Annotated in this window: 17 protein-coding genes and 1 rRNA gene; 5 read left to right on the top strand and 13 right to left on the bottom strand. The window is 61.4% G+C overall.

Features of this window, described 5'->3' with window-relative positions:
• Nucleotides 1-47: 47 nt before the first annotated feature.
• Together DENOEST_RS01680 and tyrS are read right to left on the bottom strand one after the other, a co-directional pair.
• Nucleotides 48-1,583: ribosomal RNA gene (locus DENOEST_RS01680) — 16S ribosomal RNA — on the bottom strand.
• Between the two features lie 405 nt (nt 1,584-1,988).
• On the bottom strand, nt 1,989-3,176 hold the full coding sequence (tyrS, locus tag DENOEST_RS01675) for a tyrosine--tRNA ligase (protein WP_145771465.1): 1,188 nt from the start codon (nt 3,174-3,176) through the stop codon (nt 1,989-1,991).
• Between the two features lie 187 nt (nt 3,177-3,363).
• Here tyrS and DENOEST_RS01670 point away from each other — a divergent pair, with 187 nt between their 5' ends.
• On the top strand, nt 3,364-4,587 hold the full coding sequence (locus DENOEST_RS01670; RefSeq protein WP_170228244.1) for a M23 family metallopeptidase: 1,224 nt from the start codon (nt 3,364-3,366) through the stop codon (nt 4,585-4,587).
• Nucleotides 4,583-5,677, top strand: a complete 1,095-nt coding sequence (locus tag DENOEST_RS01665) for an anhydro-N-acetylmuramic acid kinase (protein WP_145771474.1) — start codon at nt 4,583-4,585, stop codon at nt 5,675-5,677. Before DENOEST_RS01670 ends, DENOEST_RS01665 begins: the two co-directional genes overlap by 5 nt.
• 54 nt (nt 5,678-5,731) lie before the next feature.
• Here DENOEST_RS01665 and erpA read toward each other — a convergent pair whose 3' ends face one another.
• The 6 genes from erpA to rplM form a co-directional block, all read right to left on the bottom strand.
• Complete coding sequence (erpA, locus tag DENOEST_RS01660) at nt 5,732-6,082, bottom strand: iron-sulfur cluster insertion protein ErpA (RefSeq protein ID WP_145771463.1); 351 nt, start codon at nt 6,080-6,082, stop codon at nt 5,732-5,734.
• A 58-nt stretch (nt 6,083-6,140) separates the two neighbouring features.
• Entirely contained in the window at nt 6,141-6,536 is a 396-nt protein-coding gene (locus DENOEST_RS01655) for a bactofilin family protein (RefSeq protein WP_145771462.1), read from the bottom strand.
• 50 nt (nt 6,537-6,586) lie between these two features.
• Nucleotides 6,587-7,009 (bottom strand): hypothetical protein, encoded by a 423-nt coding sequence (locus DENOEST_RS01650; protein WP_145771461.1) that lies wholly within the window; start codon nt 7,007-7,009, stop codon nt 6,587-6,589.
• On the bottom strand, nt 7,009-8,037 hold the full coding sequence (gene argC / locus DENOEST_RS01645) for an N-acetyl-gamma-glutamyl-phosphate reductase (RefSeq protein WP_145771460.1): 1,029 nt from the start codon (nt 8,035-8,037) through the stop codon (nt 7,009-7,011). The genes DENOEST_RS01650 and argC overlap by 1 nt, the downstream gene beginning before the upstream one ends.
• A 97-nt stretch (nt 8,038-8,134) precedes the next feature.
• Nucleotides 8,135-8,527 carry a 30S ribosomal protein S9 gene (gene rpsI / locus DENOEST_RS01640; RefSeq protein ID WP_145771459.1) on the bottom strand — a complete coding sequence of 131 codons (393 nt, stop codon included), beginning with the start codon at nt 8,525-8,527 and terminating at the stop codon, nt 8,135-8,137.
• 10 nt (nt 8,528-8,537) lie between these two features.
• Nucleotides 8,538-8,966 carry a 50S ribosomal protein L13 gene (gene rplM, locus DENOEST_RS01635; protein WP_145771458.1) on the bottom strand — a complete coding sequence of 143 codons (429 nt, stop codon included), beginning with the start codon at nt 8,964-8,966 and terminating at the stop codon, nt 8,538-8,540.
• Between the two features lie 196 nt (nt 8,967-9,162).
• On the opposite strand from rplM, the gene DENOEST_RS01630 reads away from it, so the two are divergent.
• Nucleotides 9,163-9,579, top strand: coding sequence for an OsmC family protein (locus DENOEST_RS01630; protein WP_145771457.1), 417 nt, complete (start codon nt 9,163-9,165; stop codon nt 9,577-9,579).
• Between the two features lie 18 nt (nt 9,580-9,597).
• Here DENOEST_RS01630 and ftsX read toward each other — a convergent pair whose 3' ends face one another.
• The 5 genes from ftsX to DENOEST_RS01605 all read right to left on the bottom strand — a co-directional run bounded on the left by ftsX (nt 9,598) and on the right by DENOEST_RS01605 (nt 13,811).
• The gene (ftsX, locus tag DENOEST_RS01625; protein WP_145771456.1) at nt 9,598-10,500 is read right to left on the bottom strand and encodes a permease-like cell division protein FtsX; all 903 of its coding nucleotides are present in this window, start codon (nt 10,498-10,500) and stop codon (nt 9,598-9,600) included.
• Nucleotides 10,497-11,150 carry a cell division ATP-binding protein FtsE gene (locus DENOEST_RS01620; protein WP_145771455.1) on the bottom strand — a complete coding sequence of 218 codons (654 nt, stop codon included), beginning with the start codon at nt 11,148-11,150 and terminating at the stop codon, nt 10,497-10,499. The genes ftsX and DENOEST_RS01620 overlap by 4 nt, the downstream gene beginning before the upstream one ends.
• The gene (locus tag DENOEST_RS01615; protein ID WP_197970480.1) at nt 11,147-12,340 is read right to left on the bottom strand and encodes a THUMP domain-containing class I SAM-dependent RNA methyltransferase; all 1,194 of its coding nucleotides are present in this window, start codon (nt 12,338-12,340) and stop codon (nt 11,147-11,149) included. Before DENOEST_RS01615 ends, DENOEST_RS01620 begins: the two co-directional genes overlap by 4 nt.
• 125 nt (nt 12,341-12,465) lie before the next feature.
• Nucleotides 12,466-12,882, bottom strand: coding sequence for a CopD family protein (locus DENOEST_RS01610; protein ID WP_145771454.1), 417 nt, complete (start codon nt 12,880-12,882; stop codon nt 12,466-12,468).
• A gap of 23 nt (nt 12,883-12,905) precedes the next feature.
• Nucleotides 12,906-13,811, bottom strand: a complete 906-nt coding sequence (locus tag DENOEST_RS01605) for an NAD-dependent epimerase/dehydratase family protein (protein ID WP_145771472.1) — start codon at nt 13,809-13,811, stop codon at nt 12,906-12,908.
• 14 nt (nt 13,812-13,825) lie between these two features.
• Between DENOEST_RS01605 and DENOEST_RS01600 the strand changes: the two genes are divergently transcribed.
• Both DENOEST_RS01600 and DENOEST_RS01595 read left to right on the top strand, forming a co-directional pair.
• Nucleotides 13,826-14,839: a CDP-6-deoxy-delta-3,4-glucoseen reductase gene (locus DENOEST_RS01600; RefSeq protein WP_145771453.1), complete on the top strand. Its 1,014-nt coding sequence runs from the start codon at nt 13,826-13,828 to the stop codon at nt 14,837-14,839.
• Nucleotides 14,840-15,025: 186 nt separating this feature from the next.
• Entirely contained in the window at nt 15,026-16,120 is a 1,095-nt protein-coding gene (locus DENOEST_RS01595) for an HD-GYP domain-containing protein (protein ID WP_232096412.1), read from the top strand.

The raw sequence follows: 16,120 nt of genomic DNA, 5'->3' as shown, positions 1-16,120 counted from the left end.
CTGAACAACCGATAGGCTGTAGGTGCTCCACTAGGCTTTCGCTCTAGAAAGGAGGTGATCCAGCCGCACCTTCCGATACGGCTACCTTGTTACGACTTCACCCCAGTCATGAATCCCACCGTGGTAAGCGCCCCCCTTGCGGTTAGACTACCTACTTCTGGTGAAACCCACTCCCATGGTGTGACGGGCGGTGTATACAAGACCAGGAACGTATTCACCGCGGCATGCTGATCCGCGATTACTAGCGATTCCGACTTCATGGAGTCGAGTTGCAGACTCAATCCGGACTACGATCGGCTTTCTGGGATTGGCTCCACCTCGCGGCTTGGCAACCCTCTGTACCGACCATTGTATGACGTGTGAAGCCCTACCCATAAGGGCCATGAGGACTTGACGTCATCCCCACCTTCCTCCGGTTTGTCACCGGCAGTCCCATTAGAGTGCCCAACTTAATGATGGCAACTAATGGCAAGGGTTGCGCTCGTTGCGGGACTTAACCCAACATCTCACGACACGAGCTGACGACAGCCATGCAGCACCTGTGTCCAGGCTCCCTTTCGGGCACTTCCACCTCTCAGCAGAATTCCTGGCATGTCAAGGGTAGGTAAGGTTTTTCGCGTTGCATCGAATTAATCCACATCATCCACCGCTTGTGCGGGTCCCCGTCAATTCCTTTGAGTTTTAATCTTGCGACCGTACTCCCCAGGCGGCCAACTTCACGCGTTAGCTACGGTACTAAAGAAGTCTCCTTCTCCAACACCTAGTTGGCATCGTTTAGGGCGTGGACTACCAGGGTATCTAATCCTGTTTGCTCCCCACGCTTTCGTGCATGAGCGTCAGTGTTAACCCAGGGGGCTGCCTTCGCCATCGGTGTTCCTCCGCATATCTACGCATTTCACTGCTACACGCGGAATTCCACCCCCCTCTGCCACACTCCAGTCTTGCAGTCACAACCGCAGTTCCCAGGTTAAGCCCGGGGATTTCACAGCTGTCTTACAAAACCGCCTGCGCACGCTTTACGCCCAGTAATTCCGATTAACGCTCGCACCCTACGTATTACCGCGGCTGCTGGCACGTAGTTAGCCGGTGCTTCTTCTTCAGGTACCGTCATTAGTCACTAGTATTAATAATGACCTTTTCGTTCCTGCCGAAAGAGCTTTACAACCCGAAGGCCTTCTTCACTCACGCGGAATGGCTGGATCAGGGTTGCCCCCATTGTCCAAAATTCCCCACTGCTGCCTCCCGTAGGAGTCTGGGCCGTGTCTCAGTCCCAGTGTGGCTGATCATCCTCTCAGACCAGCTACGGATCGTCGCCTTGGTAGGCCTTTACCCCACCAACTAGCTAATCCGACATCGGCCGCTCCAATAACGCGAGGCCTTGCGGTCCCCCGCTTTCCCCCTCAGGGCGTATGCGGTATTAGCCATCCTTTCGGATGGTTATCCCCCATTACTGGGCACGTTCCGATGTATTACTCACCCGTTCGCCACTCGCCACCAGGGTTGCCCCCGTGCTGCCGTTCGACTTGCATGTGTAAAGCATTCCGCCAGCGTTCAATCTGAGCCAGGATCAAACTCTTCAGTTCAATCTCTTCGCTCACTCAACGAATCTTCCAGTTCAAATTTCTTCAAACCTTACTCTCGTGTAAGTGACTTGCTACTACCTAATATTTTCGCTCGACGCAGCCGTTGTCTCTCAGCTTTCGCCTCCAGACCGTAGCACTCAGCACCTCTCAGTACCTCGCACCACATCCCAACCCTTCGATCTCGGGTCAGAACCCAACTCCGTCTCAACCTAGCAAGCACCTACACCTATCGGTTGTCCAACTTTTTAAAGAACGTTCCAACTCAGAATTCGCAGAGATTTCTACCGCTTTTCTCGCCGCAAACCGCGTTGAAGAGGGGCGCATTATACGGACCGTTTCTTATCGGTCAAGAGATTCGGGAAAACTTTTTCAAAACCTCGCCGAAGTGCTGCCATGGCAGGAATGTCAGGCCACCGTCACCCGGGCAAACTTGCGTTTACCTACTTGCAGCACAACCACTTCACCGACGGCGAAAACCAGCGTCTTGTCGGAAATCTTTTCACCATTGACGCGCACCCCACCCGCCTCGATCATGCGCATCGCCTCCGAGGTGCTGGAGACTAGGCCGGCCTGTTTCAACAACTGGGCAACCGGCGCAATAGGAAGAGAGAGCTCCGGCATCTCATCCGGAATGGCCCCTCGCTGGAACCGCGCTTCAAAGTCTGCCAAGGCATCCACGGCAGCTTTGCGTGAGTGGAACCGCTCCACGATTTCCTGGGCCAACAGAACCTTGATGTCTCGCGGATTGCGACCCTCGGCAATTTCCTGCTTGAAGCCCAAGACCTCAGAGGTATCCCGGAACGACAGAAGCTCGTAATAGCGCCACATCAGTTCGTCGGAGACGGACATCAGCTTGCCGAATATTTCCTTGGGGGATTCGGCGATCCCCACATAATTACCCAGGGACTTGGACATCTTGTTGACGCCGTCGAGGCCCTCCAGCAGTGGCATCATCAGCACGCACTGGGGCGCCTGCCCGTAATGCTTTTGCAGCTCACGGCCCACTAGCAGATTGAACTTCTGATCCGTGCCCCCCAATTCCACATCCGACTTCATGGCCACGGAATCGTAGCCCTGGCACAGGGGGTAGAGGAACTCATGGATGGCGATGGGCTGATTGCCTGCGTAGCGTTTGGAGAAGTCATCCCGCTCCAGCATCCGGGCAACGGTATGCAGCGCCGCCAGCTTGATCATGCCCGCCGCCCCCAGGGGCTCGAACCAAGTCGAGTTGAAACAGATTTCAGTTCTGGCAGGGTCGAGGATCTTGAACACCTGCTGCTGGTAAGTCCTGGCATTCTCTACGATCTGTTCCTTCGACAGCGGGGGGCGCGTGGCATTCTTGCCCGTGGGATCCCCGATCATTGCGGTGAAATCACCGATCAGGAACAGGACCTGATGGCCCAGATCCTGAAAATGCCTTAGTTTGTTGATCAGCACCGTATGACCAAGATGCAGGTCCGGCGCCGTGGGGTCGAAACCCGCTTTGATACGCAGGGGGCGCCCAGTCTTGAGCCGTTCCCGCAGATCGGCCTCGATAAGAAGCTCATCGGCACCGCGTTTGATCAGTTCCAGTTGGGATTCGATGTCATTCATCGGTTCAGTCGGTCCAGTTTTGACGGTAGTCGGCTTTTTGTTACACTGCGGCGAGTTTTTTTGCCGGACCAACCGCCAGATGAAGCAGCAAAAGCGGGCAATTTTAGCCGATCTCCTTCGCTACCGTGAGACCCGTCCTGGCCCCTTCTGGGCCTCGACCGGTGTGGCGGCCGTAGCTATTTTCGGCATGGTTGCAGCCTTTGGCACCGCATCGGAGACCATTTCCACCCCAATCATCCAGAAAAGTTACGTGGAGGAGCTGGGGGTCGCCGTGACCGCCCTCCATAGCGCCAGCGCCGGCGAGTTTGTTCGCGAAGAACAGATTCGCCGCAGCGATACGGCAACCACACTCTTTTCCCGACTGGGAGTGGACGACACGGCAACACTCTCCACCCTCCGGGCACTCCCGGGCGCGGACATGCTGTTTCGCCAGATCGTTCCCGGAAAGACGGTCACCGCCCTGGCCGACCGGGATGGCGTATTGCAGTCACTGGTTTTCCCCCTTGCCGGCAACCAGGCCCGTGCCCTGTTTGTCCAGCGGATGGGCGATACCTTCAGCATCACCGAGAAGGCAATCCCCCTGGATACCCAGGTGATCATGAAGTCGGGCGAAATCAGGCACTCACTGTTCGGCGCCACCGATGATGCGGGCATTCCGGATGCCGTGGCGACGCAACTGGCAGACATTTTCAGCGGCGACATCGACTTTCACCGCGACCTGCAACGAGGTGACCGCTTCTCGGTGGTCTATGAGTCCATTAGCTCCATGGGCAAGCAGATACGCGCCGGCCGCATCCTGGCCGCCGAATTCATCAACGAGGGCCGGCAATACAAAGCGGTCTGGTTTGGTGACGGACAGCACGGTGGCGGTTACTACACTCCTGATGGACGCAGCCTGCGCAAGGCCTTTTTGCGCTCCCCCCTCGAATTTTCTCGCGTCACCTCCGGGTTCACCTCTGCCCGTTTCCATCCCGTCCTGAATAAATGGCGAGCGCACAAGGGCGTGGATTATGGCGCTCCGGTAGGCACTCGGGTCAGGGCAACTGCAAACGGAAGCATCGAATTCGTTGGTAACCGGGGCGGCTACGGCAAGGTGGTGATCCTGCGGCATCAAGGCCATTATTCGACGCTCTATGGGCATCTGTCTGGCTTCGCCGCCGGAATGAAGGTCGGCCGGCACATTTCCCAGGGAGAGGTCATCGCCTATACCGGCGCAACGGGACTGGCCAGTGGCCCCCATCTGCATTACGAATTCCGTGTCGACGGCATCCACAAGAATCCATTGACCGTGGCACTGCCCGAAGCGCCCGCCCTTACGCCGGATCAACTGGCAACTTTCCGGCAGACCGCCAGTCGTGAGCTTGCGCGGGTGGACATGATCCGCGACTTCAACCTCACCGCACTTGATTGAGACGGAGTTCTACATCGGCTTGATGTCCGGCACCAGTCTGGACGGAATCGATGCGGCCCTGGTTTGTTTCTCCGACGGCAAGGCGAGCACCCTGGCGACACACTACATCCCCTATCCGGAGGATGTCCGCCGGGAAGCCTTGGCTCTTCAGTCAAGCGGGCCGGATGAACTGCATCGTACCGCGTTGCTCTCCAACCGCTTGATGCATCTCCATGCCGAAGGTGTGAAGGCCCTGCTCGCTGCCGCCCAGCTCGGCCCGGATCGGATCACCGCCCAGGGCTGCCATGGCCAGACCCTGCGCCACCGTCCGGAATCGGGCTATACCCTGCAAATAGGCAACCCGGCCCTGCTGGCGGAGCTCACCGGCATTGCCGTGGTGGCTGATTTCCGCAGCCGCGACGTGGCCGCTGGCGGCCAGGGAGCACCGCTGGTGCCGGCCGCCCACGCCGCCCTGTTCCAAAGTACCGACTACCATCGGCTCATTCTCAATATCGGCGGCATCGCGAACATCACCAACCTGCCGCTCCAGGGCGACACCGCCGGTTTCGATTGTGGCCCCGGCAACATGCTGCTCGATGGCTGGGCCAGCCGTCACCTGGGTTTACCCTACGACGCCAACGGCGCCTGGGGCCAGAGTGGCAATGTAATTTCCGGTTTACTGGAAAAGATGCTGGCGCATCCTTTCCTGGATCTCACCCCACCCAAGAGCTGCGGCCGCGAACAATTCGGCCTGCCCTGGCTGGATGGAATACTGACGGGAACGGAGGAGGCAGCAGATGTACAACGCTGCCTCCTGGAACTCACGGCGCGCAGTGCAGCGGACGCCGTGCGCAGATGGTGCGCCCAGCCCGAAAGACTCTACGTCTGCGGGGGCGGGGCAAGAAATGGAGCACTTATGACTGCCCTCACCGCCGCGCTACCCGATATCGAAATCGGACTCACTGATCAACTGGGCGTACCCGCAGACTGGGTCGAAGCCGTCGCCTTCGCCTGGCTGGCGCGTCAGCATGTGAGCGGTCTACCCGGGAATCTACCCAAAGTAACCGGTAGCCAGGGGCCGCGGGTGCTGGGGGCCTACTACCCCGCCTGACCCCAATGAAAAGAGCCCTTGCGGGCTCTTTTTCCTATCATCCCTCACAAGCCCTCAGGCCGAGAAGGACGAACCGCAGCCACAGGTGCTGTTGGCGTTGGGGTTCTTGATCACGAACTGGGAGCCTTCGAGGCCCTCGGTGTAATCAATCTCGGCGCCGACCAGGTACTGGTAGCTCATGGGATCGACCAGCAGAGTGACGCCGCCTTTCACCAAGGAGGTATCGTCCTCGTTCGCCACCTCGTCGAAGGTAAAGCCGTACTGAAAGCCTGAGCAACCACCGCCGGTGACAAATACGCGCAGCTTGAGGTCGGGGTTCCCTTCTTCCGCGATCAGTTCCTTGACCTTGCTCACCGCGCTGTCGGTGAAAACAAAAGGTGAGGGCATTTCGGTGGGTGCATTCATGTTTTTCTCCTGGGGGTTGGGGTATAGGGTGAATTATCCTTGTAATCCTCACGCAGGGTCAATTAGCACTGGCCAGTTTGAGCTCCACCGCCTTGCCTGCGGAACCCCGATGGACAAGCCGTCCTTCGACAATTGCACCCAGGCGCATTTCAATCGCGCCATATTCCACATCCCCTGTGACCCGGGCCTGGGACTGAAGTTCCAGAAAATCGCCGCACATGATGGGCCCAACCACGGTCCCGTTGACCACCAGATGGGACACCCGTATCTCACCTTCGATACGGGCACGTTCACTAATCACCAGAGTGCTTGGCGTATCGCCGATAGCAAACACGTTACCACATACCTCGCCATCGACCCGTAGCCCCCCGGAGAAATGGATATTCCCCTCCACTTTCGTTCCCGCACCGATCAGACTTTCGATTCGGACATTGGCCTGTCTTTTTGAAAACATCACCATTCTCCTATCAACTTACGCGCATCAACGAGAAAAATCCAACAAACTTACTTGCGAACCCCAGATACCACAGGCTGCGATCTTTCTTTGGCAAGATTTTCGAACACCGCCAGATCTTCGCGTAAACGATTGTTTTCTGATTCTAGATCCTTCACCTGCTGAACCAGCCGCTCCTGGGCAGCCCGCGCCATTTGAACATTACCCTCGCCCGCGCCGACTTCCCGACGCAGACGCTCCAGCTCTGACATCTGTCGGGCATTCTCCAGACGAAGGGCGGCCAACTCTTCCCCGGTTTCCTGACGGTTGTAGCCCGCCAGCCGACTCCCGGCATCGTACATCCATCCCGCCAGAACCAGCACTGCAATCAGCAGCAGAGCTGTCATTGAGGCCCGCCAGTACCACGGAAGCTGCACCCGCACCGCGACACGCGGCGCGGCGACACCAAAACGGCGCCGCAGCCAGCGAAACATCAGGGCAAAACCGGAAGTTGCGAAAGGCCCGCGCATTCATCAAGCCCGAACATGATATTCATGTTCTGCACCGCCTGTCCCGCCGCACCCTTTACCAGATTGTCGATGACCGACAGAATCACCAGGGTATCCCCGCCCTGAGGGCGATGAACGGCGATACGGCAGACATTCGAGGCTCGTACCGAACGGGTTTCCGGATGAGTACCAGGAGGCAGCACATCCACGAAAGGCTCATCTCGATAGGCTCGCTCGAACAGCGCCTGAAAATCGATTTCCTTAGTAACCCGCGCATATAGCGTAGCGTGAATGCCGCGGATCATCGGGGTCAGATGGGGCACGAAAGTCAGGCCCACCGGCCCACCGGCCACCAAGGACAGGCCCTGGCGGATCTCAGGCAAGTGGCGATGCCCGGCGACCCCGTAGGCCTTGAAATTGTCCCCTGCTTCTGAGAACAGGATATGGGTTTCCGCCTTGCGCCCCGCGCCGGAAACACCCGACTTCGCATCGGCGATCAAGGTGGATGCATCCACGCATCCCGCCTTGAGCAGCGGTATGAAACCCAATTGAGTCGCGGTCGGATAACAGCCGGGATTCGCCACCAGGCGGGCATTGCGTATCTTGTCCCGATTCATCTCCGGCAAGCCGTAAACCGCCTCGGCCACCAGCGCCGGACTGGCGTGGGACATGCCGTACCACTTTTCCCATTCCGCCACATCCTGGATGCGGAAATCGGCCGCCAGGTCGATCACCCTAACCCCCGCCGCCAGCAAGCTCACCGCCTGTTGCATGGCAATCCCGTTGGGGGTGGCGAAAAACACCACGTCGCAGTCGCTCAGAGAGGATTTGGCCGGGTCGGTGAACTGAAGACCGACACGCCCCCGCAGACTGGGGAACATATCGGCCACTGCCGTCCCCGCCTCACCACGGGAAGTAATCGCCTTGAGTTCAACCCCGGAGTGCTGGGCCAGCAGGCGCAGAAGCTCCACGCCCGTATAGCCTGTACCTCCAACCACGCCAACCTTGATCATCCGACCTCCGAATCAACAATTGCCGCGCAATGGTAACGCACGGACGTTACAAACAACAAAGCCGCCCGCAGGCGGCTTTGGCTTTGCACCAAACGCGTTAGCGCTTGGAGAACTGCTTGCGGCGACGCGCCTTGTGGAAGCCGACTTTTTTCCGTTCGACCTCACGAGCATCGCGGGTCACGAAGCCGGCGCTGGACAGAGCGGGCTTGAGGGTCGCATCGTATTCGATCAGGGCGCGGGTGATGCCATGACGAACCGCGCCGGCCTGGCCGGACTCGCCGCCACCGGTCACGTTCACCATGATGTCGAAGGTGTTCGTATGCTGCACCAGCTCCAGGGGCTGACGCACGACCATACGACCGGTCTCGCGGGAGAAGAATTCATCAACGGGCTTGTCGTTCACGACGATCTTGCCTGTGCCCGGCTTGATGAACACGCGGGCAACCGCCGTCTTGCGGCGACCAGTCCCGTAGTTATAGTTAGTGGCCATATATATGTCCTTAGATCTCAAGCGCCTTGGGCTGCTGAGCGGCATGGGGATGCTCAACACCGGCGTAACACTTCATCTTTTTCAGCATGGCATAGCCGAGGGGGCCCTTGGGCAGCATGCCCTTGACGGCCTTTTCCAGCACGCGGGCGGGAAAACGCTGTTGCAGCTTGGTGAAGTTGGTCTCGTAAATACCGCCGGGGTAGCCCGTGTGGCGATAGTACTTCTTGTCTTCGGCCTTGGCGCCGGTGACACGCAGCTTGTCCACATTGACGACGACGATGTAGTCACCCGTGTCCACATGGGGCGTGTAGATGGTCTTGTGCTTGCCACGCAAGCGGCTGGCGATTTCGGCAGCCAGCCGGCCCAGGACCTTGTCCGTCGCATCAACGACGAACCAATCCCTTGTGACCTCGTGCGGCTTGGCGGAAAAGGTTTTCATGAGGATTCCCTCTGATTTTTGAACGCCCGTGACCGGGCTGTTACGGCGGAAAAGCCGCGCATTGTATTCCACAGCCAGCGAAAGTGTCAAACCACATCGCCAAACACTTTCCAACCCGCCCTGGCGCCCGGCATTCCCCTGGCGCTGCCAGAGCAAACTACAATATTCCCTGGCTGAATCATCAAGGACTACAGGCATGGAATGTACGGTTCGCTGGCACGACGGTATGAGTTTTGTGGCCGAGACCGGCAGCGGTCATCTGGTGGCGATGGACGGCGCGCCGGAAGCGGGAGGGCGCAATCTGGCGCCCCGCCCCATGGAGATGCTGCTTGCCGGCACCGGCGGGTGCACGGCTTTCGATATCGTGATGATCCTCAAGCGCGGCCGCCAGGGCATCAGTGGCTGCGAGGTGAAACTTTCCGCCGAGCGGGCGGAGACCGATCCGAAAGTGTTCACCCGGATCAACATGCACTTCCTGGTGAAGGGCCGCAATCTCAAGCCGGAAGCGGTCGAGCGGGCGGTACATCTCTCGGCCGAGAAGTATTGCTCCGCCTCCATCATGCTGGGCAAGACCGCCGCCATCACCCACAGTTGGGAAATCGTCGAGGGATAGCGGCACCACACCAGCCCATCAACCGCCACGCAACAGGTACTGGCGCAGGGACAGGGCCGCACCCAACCAGCCGAGGACGGCGGCCAGGGCCAGCAGGACCAGGGACTCCCTGACCTCCAGGGGACTCAGCATGAAATTCAGGCTGTAAAGCTGGGCCAGTTCGGCGATGGGGCTGCGCAGCATCAAGGCCGCGCCCTGCGCCATGGCCCAGGCCAGCAGTCCTCCCGCCAGGCCCTGGAGGGTGCCGAACCAGTGGAAGGGCCGGCGGATGAAGGCGTCGGTGGCCCCCAGGAGACGGCTCACCTCGATTTCAGCCCGCTGGGTCAGCACCTGGAGCCGGATGGTGTTGAAGGTGATGGCCACCAGCCCCACCCCGAGCAGCAAGGCCAGCAGGGCGACACCACTGCGGCCCAGGCGCAGGAGGGCATCCAGGCGACGCACCCAGGCCGAATCCAGTTGCACATGCTCCACCCGGGGCAGGGTCGCCAAGTTCCGGGCCAGGGCCTCCATAGCCGCCGGGCTGTCGTCCCGGGGCTGGACGACGAAGGCATCGGGGAAGGGATTTTCTGGCAGGGCATCGATCACGTCCCCCAACCCCTCGGCCGACCGCATCCTCTGCCGGGTCTGTTCCCTGGGTATGTAGCGATATTCGCTCACACCACCATGGGCCTTGAGGGCCGACTCTACCCCAGTGACGGCACGAGCGTCCGCATCCAGAGCCAGAAATAGCGAAATCTGCGGGGTCGGCGCGGCATTGCGGGCCAGTTGGGCCGCATTCCCCAGCAGCAGCAACCCACCAGCGGGCAGAGCCAGGGCAACGCCGATGGCCACTACCGAAAGCAGGGTGTTCACCGGCGCCTGAGCCAGGCGGCGCAGGGCCAGCCCCAGGGCGCTGCGATGCTGGCTTAACCAGTTCCTCATGACGTCATCCTCCCGTGGTCCAGCCCCAGGCGACGGGCACCCCGGGGCAGAAACAGGGCCTCGTCGTAGGTAGCCAGCAGGACGGTAACGCCGACTCGGTAAAAGTCGATGAAGATGTCGGCCACGGTGCGGGCAGTTTCCGGATCCAGGTAGGCGGTGGGTTCGTCGGCCAGCAGCAGGCTGGGGCGTCCCACCACGGCCCGTGCGATGGCCAGGCGCTGCTGCTCTCCGCCGGACAGGGCGATGGGCATGGCCTTCTCCCGGGCCAGCAGGCCCACCTTGTCCAGGGCGGCCCGCACGCGCCTGGCCGCCTCCTTGGGCGCAAAGCCGGCAATGGCCAGGGGCAGCATCACGTTCTCGAAGGCATTGCGATCGAACAGCAGTTTCTGGTCCTGGAACACCAGCCCCAGATTGCGGCGCAGGTAGGGAATCGCCGAGGAGCGCAGGGCGCCCACGTTCTGGCCATTGACCAGCACCGTGCCCGCCGTGGGCGTCTCGATGGCGGCAATCAGCTTGAGCAGGGTGCTCTTGCCGGCTCCCGAGTGGCCGCTGACGATGACCAGTTCGCCCGGCTCCACTTGAAAGCTGATTTCGGCCAGGGCATCGATGCCCGGCGGATAGCGCTTGGCGACGCTGTCGAAACGGATCACGTTTTATCTTCCAGACGTCCCTGCACCATGGGGATGCCGAACAGCCGGCATTCCAGGGGGCCGTTGAAGAGGGGGATGCGCCGGGTCACCTTGAGCCGCACCAACTTGGCCAGTTGCGGGTCGGCGGTGAGGAACCAGCAGTGCCAGCCGGCGAAGTGCTGCTTCAGGGCATTGCCCAGCAGGGGATAGAAGGCAGCCAGCTCCTCGTCCTCTCCCAGGCGTTCGCCGTAGGGGGGATTGGTCACGAGTAAACCCGCAGGTGCCGGGGCCGGCAATTGCAGCAGGTCTGCCTGACGCACTTCCACCAGATCATCCAAGCCGGCATGGGCCAGGTTCTGGCGAGTACGGGCCACGGCATCGGCGGAAACGTCAGAGCCCCAGATGGACAGCTTGTCAGCCGCCACCCGCCGCTGGGCGGCTTCCGTGCGCAGGCGGCGCCAGAGGTTGGCATCGAAGTCGATGAAATTCTCGAAGCCGAATTCCCCCTCACCTCGGGAAAGCCCCGGGGCATCCCCCAGGCTCATCTGGGCGGCCTCGATCAGGAAGGTGCCGCTGCCGCACATGGGGTCCAGCAACGGCGTTCCCGGTTTCCAGCCGGCCAGACGCAGGATGCCCGCCGCCAGGTTCTCCTTGATGGGGGCCTCCACCTTGGCGATCTTGTGGCCCCGCAGGTAGAGGGGCGTGCCGGAGGTATCCAGATAAAGGGTGGCTTCCCGGTCGTTGAGGAACAGGTGGATGCGGATGTCCGGCTCCCGGGTATCCACATAGGGACGCTGCCCGGTTTCGTCGCGGAAGCGGTCGCAGACCGCGTCCTTCACCTTGAGGGTGATGTATTCCAGGCTGCGTAGCGGCGAGCGCTGGGCCGTCACATAGACGCGGATGGTTTTCTCCGGGGAGAACAACTGATGCCAGGGCACGCCGTTGGCCAGCCGGTAGATATCCTCTTCACCCTGGTAGCCCCCCAGGGCCACACGCCAGAGCACCCGGGTGGCGATGCGGGACTCCAGATTGGCCCGATAACAGGTTTCCCAGTCGCCGCGAAAATGCACGCCGCCGGGGACTGCCGTCACCTGCTTGCCTCCGGCTGCCGCCAGGTCCTCCACCAGCAGGGGTTCCAGGCCCCGGGGACAGGGTGCGAAGAAATACCAGCCCCGCAGGAAATCGCCGATGTCCCCCTTGCTTGCAGGCACTGCCCCGCTGCGGGGCGGTGATGCCGGGCGGCTGCGCTGGCCCGGGGCGGCATGGGTGTTGGGAGCGTCCGCCTTGCGGACGTGTCGGACCCGGGGGCCGGGCTGGGGAGGTTTGTGGGAAGAGTTCAAAACGGTTTCACCACGACCAGGATCACGATGGCGATCAGGGCCAGCACAGGGATTTCATTGAAGACACGGAACCAGACATGGCTACGTTGGCAGCTTTGGGTGGCGAACTCCCCCAGCAGCATGCCGCACCAGACATGGTAGGCCAGCAGGCCCAGCACCAGGATCGTCTTGGCGTAGAGCCAGCCGCCGCTGATGCCGAAACCAAACCAGAGCCACAGTCCCAGGGCCACGGCCAAAACCGCGATGGGGCCGACGAAACGGTAGAGCTTCCTGGCCATCAGCAGCAGGCGCTCCCGCTCGGCCGCGCTGTCGGCGGGTACCATGGCCAGATTCACGAAGATGCGGGGCAGGTAGAACAAGCCGGCGAACCAGCTCACCACGAAGACGATATGAAAGGCCTTGACCCAGAGCATGTCAGCTTGTCCTCTCTGTTGTTTTAACGTGGAAAAGTATCAACGGAGCCGGGTGTGGCCATTGAGCGCAGCGAGCCGATCAGTAGCCCCGCCTCGATGGTAGGGTAGGTCAGGCGCAGATGCAGTTCCTGTTTCATGCGGCGGTTTTCCAAGCGACGTGACTCCGCCATGAAGGAGAGCTGCATGGCCGGCAAGCGCTGTTGTGCCTCGTCCCAGGACAGACGGGGCAGACGGGCCTGACCGAAGGCATCGCTGAGACGGTCGTACCACTCTCCCATCAGCAGTTCACTGTCGTCGCTGATGTTGTAGGCCCGGCCCGGCCGACCGGAACGCAGGGCCGCCAGGCAGGCACGGGCCAGATCCTCGGCGTGGATATGATTGGTATGGACATCCTCCTCGGGTCGCAGCAGGGGCAGGCGCTTGTGCAGGCGTTCCGTGGGCAGGCGGTCGGCGGCATAGATGCCCGGCGAGCGCAACAGGCTCACCGTGCAACCGGAATCGCGGCCGAAGCGGCGCAATGCCCGCTCCGCCGCCAGCCGCCGCCGGCCTCGTGCACTGTCGGGATGGGGGGGCCGGGTCTCCGCCACCCGCTCGCCCCGACAGTCGCCATAGACCCCGCTGGTACCGATGTAGACCAGGCGCCGTGGTAGACTCCCGCCGCACCGCAGGGCCGCTATCAGCCTGGCTGTGCGCGGATCGCCCTCACCGCTGCCGGGGGGCGGCGCGCTGTGCAGCACCGCGTCGGCCAGTCCAGCCAGGCGACGCAGGGTGGCCGGCTGGTCCAGGTCACCGCGCAACTGGGTCACGCCCTGGGCGGCCAGGGCCGGATCCCGCTCCCGCACGAGGGCGTAGAGACGCCAGTGCCCGCGCAGACAGGGCAAGGCACGGCGCACCACGTCGCCACAGCCGACGATCAACAATCTTCTCATCACGAAATTATCTCATGACCTACAAGATCACCCTCAAGCCCAGCGGTCACAGCTTCGATGCCCCTGCCGACGAGCCCCTGCTCAAGTCCGCTGATCAGGCCGGTTTCAAGCTGCCCTACGGTTGCAGCGCCGGAGCCTGCGGGGCCTGCAAGGCCAAGGTGGTGACCGGCCAGGTGGACTACGGTGATTACCAGGACCACGCCCTTTCGGTCGAGGAAAAAGCCGCTGGCATGGCCCTGATGTGCTGTGCCACCCCCCGCTCCGACCTTACCGTGGAAGTGCGCGAAGTCGGCGCCCTGGGGAGCATTGCCGTGAGGAAGCTGCCCTGCCGGGTACAGAAGATGGAACGGGTGGCCTCTGATGTGATGGTGCTGCAACTCAAGCTGCCCGCCAGCGAACCCCTCCAGTTCCTGGCTGGCCAGTATCTGGAATTCATCCGTCCCGATGGTTCCCGGCGGGCCTTTTCCATCGCCAACGCGCCCCACCAGAACGAGTTCGTCGAGATCCATGTCCGCCTCGTCCCGGACGGTGAGTTCACCGCCCAGGTATTCGGGACCATGAAGGAAAAGGACATCCTGCGCATCGAGGCGCCCCTGGGCTCCTTTTTCCTGCGGGAGGATTCCGACCGGCCCATCATCCTCCTGGCCGGTGGCACCGGCTTCGCGCCCATCAAGAGCCTGGTGGAGCACGCTCTGCACAAGGGCATCGTCCGGCCCATCCACCTTTACTGGGGGGCGCGGGACAAGGCCGGCCTCTATCTGGACGAACTACCCCGGCGCTGGGCAACGCAACACCCCCACATCCACTACATTCCCGTACTCTCCGATGCCCCCGTCGCCGACGCCTGGCAGGGACGCCAGGGCCTGGTGCATCAGGCCGTGCTGAAGGATTTCGCCGACCTTTCCGGCCACGATATCTACGCCTGCGGCGCACCGGCCATGATCGAGGCCGCCCACAGCGATTTCCTCGCCCGGGGCCTGATCGAGGAATCCTTCTTTGCCGATTCCTTCACCTTTGCCGCCCACTGAGGGGCTGTCGGACCGGACCGGGGCGCGTTTTCAGCCGAGGAAATATCCTTGCTCAAGTCATGGCATTCATGCCTGACGACGTCCACCAAGGAAACGTGACGCAATACATCTATAAAGGAACACCGTTCATATCGAGCGCATCGGATTTTGCGGGACAATAAGTCCATTGCCATCAACCAGCAGGGAGTGACCGTGTCAACTGCAAGTCCCCGCACGATATTGATCGTTGACGACTCCCCGGAGAATCTCGCCGTACTCAACGACTTGCTTTGCCCCCGCTACCGGGTGCGGGTCGCCACCTCCGGCGCCAGAGCCTTACAGATTGCCGGCGCATCACCGTATCCCGACCTGATCCTCCTCGATGTGATGATGCCCGGCATGGACGGCTACCAGGTCTTTGAACACCTGCGGGCCGATCCCGACACCCGAGACATCCCTGTCATCTTCATCACGGCCATGAACAGCATCGAAGGAGAGATGCACGGTCTGGAGCTCGGCGCGGTGGATTACATCACCAAGCCCATCGTGCCGCCTCTTGTTCTTGCGCGCATCCACACCCAACTGGAGCTGAAGCAGGCCCGGGACTGGCTGCGGGATCAGAACAGCTATCTGGAAGCCGAAATCGAGAAGCGCATGGCGGAGAACGAGCTGATCCAGGAAGTGAGCATCCGGGCACTGGCCCACCTGGCGGAAATCCGCGACCCGGAAACCGGTAACCACATCCGGCGCACCCAGGGCTACGTGCAGCAACTGGCCACGGAACTACGCAAGTCCGCGAAATTCGCGCCGCTCCTGGGCGAGCGCCAAATCCGCCTACTGGCCCGCTCGGCGCCCCTTCATGACATTGGCAAGATTGGCATTCCCGACGCCATCCTGCACAAGCCCGGCCCCCTCAGCGCGGCGGAATGGGTCGTCATGAAGACCCACTCGCGACTCGGCAGCGACGCCATCGACCTGGCGGAACGGGACGCCGCCGAGTCCGTGGAATTCCTCGCCCTGGCCAAGGAAATCGCCCTGCGTCACCACGAGAAATGGGACGGCAGTGGCTATCCCGACGGTCTGGCCGGCGAGGCCATTCCCGTTTCCGCGCGCATCATGGCCATCGCCGACGTCTTCGATGCCCTGGTCACGCCGCGGGTCTACAAGGCGCCCCTGTCCTATGACGAAGCGCGCGACATCATCGCCGCCGGCCGCGGCGGGCATTTCGACCCCGACATCGTCGATGCCTTCCTCGCCCAATTCCATGCCTTCCGCGACATCGCCGACCGCCATCGCGACTGA

This window comes from Denitratisoma oestradiolicum (assembly GCF_902813185.1).
In the GTDB taxonomy this organism is placed as follows: Bacteria; Pseudomonadota; Gammaproteobacteria; order Burkholderiales; family Rhodocyclaceae; genus Denitratisoma; species Denitratisoma oestradiolicum.
Note: the sequence above shows the minus strand (reverse complement) of the source record. Positions and strands in the feature narration are given on the sequence as shown.

Coding starts and splice junctions, on each gene's coding strand:
- tyrS (WP_145771465.1), bottom strand. CDS start 3,176: ATGAATGACATCGAATCCCAACTGGAACTGATCAAACGCGGTGCCGAT.
- DENOEST_RS01670 (WP_170228244.1), top strand. CDS start 3,364: ATGGTTGCAGCCTTTGGCACCGCATCGGAGACCATTTCCACCCCAATC.
- erpA (WP_145771463.1), bottom strand. CDS start 6,082: ATGAATGCACCCACCGAAATGCCCTCACCTTTTGTTTTCACCGACAGC.
- DENOEST_RS01655 (WP_145771462.1), bottom strand. CDS start 6,536: ATGTTTTCAAAAAGACAGGCCAATGTCCGAATCGAAAGTCTGATCGGT.
- DENOEST_RS01650 (WP_145771461.1), bottom strand. CDS start 7,009: ATGTTTCGCTGGCTGCGGCGCCGTTTTGGTGTCGCCGCGCCGCGTGTC.
- argC (WP_145771460.1), bottom strand. CDS start 8,037: ATGATCAAGGTTGGCGTGGTTGGAGGTACAGGCTATACGGGCGTGGAG.
- rpsI (WP_145771459.1), bottom strand. CDS start 8,527: ATGGCCACTAACTATAACTACGGGACTGGTCGCCGCAAGACGGCGGTT.
- rplM (WP_145771458.1), bottom strand. CDS start 8,966: ATGAAAACCTTTTCCGCCAAGCCGCACGAGGTCACAAGGGATTGGTTC.
- DENOEST_RS01630 (WP_145771457.1), top strand. CDS start 9,163: ATGGAATGTACGGTTCGCTGGCACGACGGTATGAGTTTTGTGGCCGAG.
- ftsX (WP_145771456.1), bottom strand. CDS start 10,500: ATGAGGAACTGGTTAAGCCAGCATCGCAGCGCCCTGGGGCTGGCCCTG.
- DENOEST_RS01610 (WP_145771454.1), bottom strand. CDS start 12,882: ATGCTCTGGGTCAAGGCCTTTCATATCGTCTTCGTGGTGAGCTGGTTC.
- DENOEST_RS01605 (WP_145771472.1), bottom strand. CDS start 13,811: ATGAGAAGATTGTTGATCGTCGGCTGTGGCGACGTGGTGCGCCGTGCC.
- DENOEST_RS01600 (WP_145771453.1), top strand. CDS start 13,826: ATGACCTACAAGATCACCCTCAAGCCCAGCGGTCACAGCTTCGATGCC.